Below are 5,429 nucleotides of genomic sequence, written 5' to 3'. Positions count from 1 at the left end.
GGGGGCGGAGCCCCCGGCGGAGGGGGGGGGGGGGGGCAGGCGCCCACCCTACCGCCCCCCCCGGGGGCGGGGGGGGGCGGCGGGGGCGGGGGGGGGGGGGGGGGGCGCCGCCCCCCCCCCCCCCCCCCCCCCCCGTCCCCCCACCCCTCCAAGCGGGGGGGGTTTGGGTTTCGGGCTGCTCCCCCCCCCCCCCCTCCGCCGGGGGCTCCGCCCCCGGACCCCCGGAGGTATTTGGACCAAGATGAAGGACAGGAGAGCGCCCTGCCCCTTCATCTTGGCTATAAATACCTGCCTCGGAACGCTTCAGGCGGCGCGGCGCTGACTTGCCGGGTGCGTCGGCGCCGCCCCTGGCGAGGCCTCAGCCCATGCGTTCGGAGGAGTGGCTGCCCGGCGACGACGGGAAGACCACCGTCTTGTTGCCGTTCAGGAAGACGCGGTGGTGGGCGTGGGCGTGGATCGCCCGGGCGAGCACCTGCGCCTCCACGTCGCGGCCGAGGGAGACGTAGTCTTCGGGCGACTGCGCGTGGGTCACGCGGATGGTGTCCTGCTCGATGATCGGGCCCTCGTCGAGGTCGGCGGTCACGTAGTGCGAGGTCGCACCGATCAGCTTCACGCCGCGGGCAAAGGCCTGCTTGTACGGGTTGGCGCCCTTGAACGACGGCAGGAAGGAGTGGTGGATGTTGATGATCCGCCCCGACATCTTGCGGCACATCTCGTCGCTGAGGATCTGCATGTAGCGCGCCAGCACGATCAGGTCGGCGCCCGCGTCCTCGACCACCTGCATGATGGCGGCCTCGGCCTGCGGCTTGTTCTCCTTCGTGACCCGGATGCAGTGGAACGGGATGTCCTGGTTCACCACGGTCTTCTGGTAGTCCATGTGGTTCGAGATCACGGCCACGATCTCGATCGGCAGGGCGCCGATGCGGCAGCGGTAGAGCAGGTCGTTCAGGCAGTGGCCGAAGCGGCTGACCATGACGACGACCTTCATCTTCGTCGCCTCGTCGTGGAAGGTGAAGTCCATGTCCATGCCTTGCGCCACGCTCACGAACTCCTGTTCGAGGGTGGCGAGCTCGGCGCCGGTCTCGGAGGTGAAGCTGGTGCGCATGAAGAACCTGCCCGTCTCCACGTCGTCGAACTGCGAGCTGTCTGTGATGTTGCAGCCGTGGTCGGCGAGGAAGGTGGCGATGCCGGCGACGATGCCGCGCTTGGACGCGCAGGACACGGTCAGGCAGAACTTGGTCATTGGGGGCTCCGGTCTGGAAGGGCCGCGGCGCGCGGCGGGTTGGGGAGGGATGGCGTGAACTGGCATTTGCTCTGCACATTCTGCATCGCGGCATCAAGGCCGGGATGAGCACCTGCGACCACCCCCTTCACGGATGCGACAGAGGGGCCTTGGCGTGTCGGAAAACACTGGCCGGGTCAGGCCTGCAAGCGCGGGTCTGTCGCCACCCCGGCACGGCGGATGCGCCATTCCGTCGGGGTCGCTCCGCCCGCCCGCAAAGGAAAAGGGTTTCCCCGAATCCCCCCTTTGCCGCCCATCGGCAACCGCTTCCCCCAAGCGCGACGGCGCGCGCCCATCCCGCGCGCAGGCGGGCGTCCGCCCGGCCCCCGCCCCATACCATGGTGCAGGTGCATGACGGGGCGCGGGATGTTACCCTTGCCCTGCATCGCTGGGGAGGACGGCATGCGCGATCTGGATCATGTGGCCGAGATCGACCGGGTTCTGCGCGGGCAGGACACGGGACGGGACAGCCTTGTCGCGGACAGCTGGCGGCGCTGCGTGGAAAGCTACGGCATGGACCCGACCCGGGCCGAGGCCGCCCACATCGTCACCGACGCCGAACTGCGCGCCCACCGGGAACAGTCCGAACGGCTGATCGCCACCGCGCGCTCCGGCCTGCAGGCGCTGTTCCGGCAGGTCGCGGGCCAGAACTACGTGCTGCTGCTCGCCGATGCGAAGGGCGTCTGCGTCGACTTCTTCGGCGATCCCCGGTTCGAGGACGACCTGCGGCAGGCCGGCCTCTACCTCGGCTCCAACTGGACGGAGGACCTGGCCGGGACCTGCGGCGTCGGCTCCTGCATCGTGACCGGCGAGGCGGTGACCATCCATCAGGGCGACCACTTCGGGCTGGCGCATACGCCGCTGTCCTGCACCTCTGCGCCGATCTACGACACCTGCGGCAAGCTGACGGCGGTGCTGGACATCTCGCTCCTGCGGTCGCCCTCGCCGAAATCCTCGCAGAACCTCGCGATGAACCTCGTCCGGGCGTCGGTGCGGCGGGTGGAGATGGCGAACCTCATGGCGATGACGCGGCGCGACTGGGTGCTCCGGGTCTCGGCCTCGCCGGAATTCCTCGAGGTCGATCCGGAGGCGGCGGTGGCGCTCGACGGATCGGGGCACATCATCGGCATGACGCATGGCGCGCGCGACATCCTCGCCCCCGGCGGCGGGTCGCTGATCGGGCAGCGGATCGACACGCTGATCGACCTCTCGGTCGACGACCTGCCCGACCTGATGCGCGGCCGTCCGTCCGAGGACCGGGTGCTGAGGCTGCGGGACGGGCGCGGGCTTTACGGCCATGCCATCGCGCCGCAGGCCGCCCGCGTGCCCCTGCGCCACCGCGACACCGCCCTGCCCGCTCCTCTGGCCGGTTTCGCCGGGCCGGACCCGGTGCTCGACCCGCTGCTCAGGACCGCCGCGCGGCTGGCGCCGACCCGTGTGCCGCTGCTGCTGACCGGCGAATCGGGGACCGGCAAGGAACGCCTCGCCCGCGCCATCCACATGAGCGGCCCGTCCCGCGCCTTCCACGCAATCCGCTGCGCCGCCGCCGGTTTCGAGGGTCTGGAGGACGCGGCGCCCGGCACGCTCTTCCTGCGCGGGGTCGGCGACCTCGACCAACAGGCGCAGGCCGCACTTCTGACACTGATCGAGCGGCGCGAGGACCTGCGGGTGATCGCCTCTGCCCGCCTGCCGCTGGCCCCGCGCCTGGCCGAGGGCAGCTTCCGCGACGACCTCTACTATCGCCTGTCGGGCGCCCGGCTCGACCTGCCGCCGCTGCGGCTGCGCCACGACACCGACTGGCTGATCGACCGGCTGATGCGCCCCTTCGCCGCCGACGGGATGCGCCTTTCGCCGCAGGCCCGGGCCGAGCTTCTGGCCCGCGACTGGCCCGGCAACATCCGCGAACTGCAGCACACGCTGGCCATTGCCGCCGCCGTGACCGAGGGGCAGGTGATCGACCTCCCCGACCTGCCGCGGCCCGCGCCCGCCACGGGCGAGGAAACCACCGACGAAGACCTGCAATCGCTGCTGGATGCCTGCCACTGGAACATGGCGCGCGCGGCACGGCGGCTTGGCGTCAACCGCTCCACCATCCTGCGGCGGGTCCGCAAGGCCGGCCTGAGTCCACCGGGGTGACTCCACCGGGCTAACCCTGCGGGATCGGCGCGGGCGCGTTGCGCGCCGTTGCGCGCGCAACGCGCAACACGCCAAATCCCGTGCCGCCCCGCAGCATCCGTCCTTCGGCGTAGCCAGCCCGCCCCGGGCTTTGCCACGCTCGCCCGCATAACAACCAAGACTAAGGAGGAGGACCACATGCTCGACTCGACATTGGCCAACGAAACCCAGGCCTTTCTGGACGACTTCGGCGATGCGCTGGAAAAGGGGGACATCGACCGCGCGACAGGGATGTTCCTGGACGACTGCTACTGGCGCGACCTCGTCACCTTCACCTGGAACCTGAAGACGGTCGAGGGCAAGGACCAGGTGGCGGACATGCTGAAGCACCAGCTCGACACCACGAAGCCCCGCGGCTGGCAACTGGCCGAGGGCGAGATCCCGACGGAGGAAGGCGGCGTCGTCACCGCATGGATCAGCTTCGAGACCGACCTGGCCCGCGGCTACGGCATGATCCGCCTGAAGGAGGGCAAGATCTGGACCCTGCTCACCACCATGGTGGAGCTGAAGGGTCACGAAGAGCCCAAGGGCTTTGCCCGGCCGCTTGGCGCCAAGCACGGCGCGGCCAAGAATCGCCCGACCTGGAAGGAAGAGCGGGAGCGCGAGGCAAGGACCCTCGGCTACACCGAACAGCCCTACTGCCTGATCATCGGCGGCGGACAGGGCGGCATCGCCCTTGGCGCACGGCTGCGGCAGCTTGGCGTGCCCACGATCATCGTGGAGCGCAACGAACGCCCCGGCGACAGCTGGCGCAAGCGGTACAAGTCGCTCTGCCTGCATGACCCGGTGTGGTACGACCACCTGCCCTACATCAAGTTCCCGGAAAACTGGCCCGTCTTCGCCCCGAAGGACAAGATCGGCGACTGGCTCGAGATGTACACCAAGGTCATGGAGCTGAACTACTGGACCAAGACCACCGCCAAGTCGGCGAAGTTCGACGCGGCGAAGGGCGAATGGACCGTGGTCGTCGACCGCGACGGCGAAGAGGTCGTGCTGCGCCCCAAGCAGCTTGTCATGGCCACCGGCATGTCCGGCAAGAAGCGGATGCCCGACTTCCCCGGCATGGACACCTTCAAGGGCGTGCAGCAGCATTCCTCCGAACACGACGGTCCCGACCAGTGGGCCGGCAAGAAGGTGGTGGTCGTGGGATCGAACAACTCCGCCCACGACATCTGCGCGGCGCTCTGGGAACACGACGCGGACGTGACCATGGTGCAGCGGTCCTCCACCCATATCGTGCGCTCCGACACGCTGATGGATATCGGCATGGGCGCGCTCTACTCGGAAGAGGCGGTCGCCAACGGCGTCACCACCGAGAAGGCCGACCTGATCTTTGCCTCCCTGCCCTACCGCATCCTGCACGAGTTCCAGATCCCCGCTTACGAGCAGATGAAGGAACGCGACAAGGAATTCTACGAGGGGCTTGAGAAGGCGGGCTTCTGGCTCGACTGGGGGGATGACGGCTCGGGCCTGTTCATGAAGTACCTGCGGCGCGGTTCGGGCTACTACATCGACGTGGGCGCCAGCCAGCTCATCATCGACGGCGAGGTCAAGCTGAAGCGCGGCCAGGTGGTCAGCGTGGACGAGACCGGCGTGAACCTCGACGACGGCACGCACCTCGACGCCGACCTGATCGTCTATGCCACCGGCTACAATTCCATGAACGGCTGGGTGGCCGACCTGATGGGACAGGAAACCGCCGACCGGCTGGGCAAGGTCTGGGGCCTCGGCTCCGACACCACCAAGGACCCCGGCCCGTGGGAAGGCGAGCAGCGCAACATGTGGAAGCCCACGCAGGTCGAGAACCTGTGGATGCACGGAGGCAACCTGCACCAGTCGCGGCATTACTCGCAGTATCTCGCCCTGCAGCTGAAGGCGCGGATGGAGGGCCTTCCAACGCCGGTCTACGGCAAGCAGGAGGTGCATCACCTGTCCTGACGCCTGTGCAGGCGGGGGTTTCGCTGCCTGCGGC

3 protein-coding genes are annotated in these 5,429 nt (G+C 69.1%); 2 read left to right on the top strand and 1 reads right to left on the bottom strand.

Annotated elements, in window-relative coordinates; genetic code table 11:
* Positions 1-358: 358 nt before the first annotated feature.
* Positions 359-1,243, bottom strand: coding sequence for a formyltetrahydrofolate deformylase (gene purU / locus ACU0DV_RS00555; protein ID WP_100931515.1), 885 nt, complete (start codon positions 1,241-1,243; stop codon positions 359-361).
* Positions 1,244-1,684: 441 nt separating this feature from the next.
* Between purU and ACU0DV_RS00550 the strand changes: the two genes are divergently transcribed.
* Positions 1,685-3,418 carry a sigma-54-dependent Fis family transcriptional regulator gene (locus ACU0DV_RS00550; protein WP_446240820.1) on the top strand — a complete coding sequence of 578 codons (1,734 nt, stop codon included), beginning with the start codon at positions 1,685-1,687 and terminating at the stop codon, positions 3,416-3,418.
* Positions 3,419-3,595: 177 nt separating this feature from the next.
* Positions 3,596-5,395, top strand: a complete 1,800-nt coding sequence (locus ACU0DV_RS00545) for an NAD(P)-binding domain-containing protein (protein WP_446240821.1) — start codon at positions 3,596-3,598, stop codon at positions 5,393-5,395.
* Positions 5,396-5,429: the final 34 nt, after the last annotated feature.

It is taken from the genome of Sagittula sp. (genome assembly GCF_052825245.1).
Note: the sequence above shows the minus strand (reverse complement) of the source record. Positions and strands in the feature narration are given on the sequence as shown.

What these genes read in the sequence shown, in the direction of transcription:
- purU (WP_100931515.1), bottom strand. Translation starts at nt 1,243, where the DNA reads ATGACCAAGTTCTGCCTGACCGTGTCCTGCGCGTCCAAGCGCGGCATC.
- ACU0DV_RS00550 (WP_446240820.1), top strand. Translation starts at nt 1,685, where the DNA reads ATGCGCGATCTGGATCATGTGGCCGAGATCGACCGGGTTCTGCGCGGG.
- ACU0DV_RS00545 (WP_446240821.1), top strand. Translation starts at nt 3,596, where the DNA reads ATGCTCGACTCGACATTGGCCAACGAAACCCAGGCCTTTCTGGACGAC.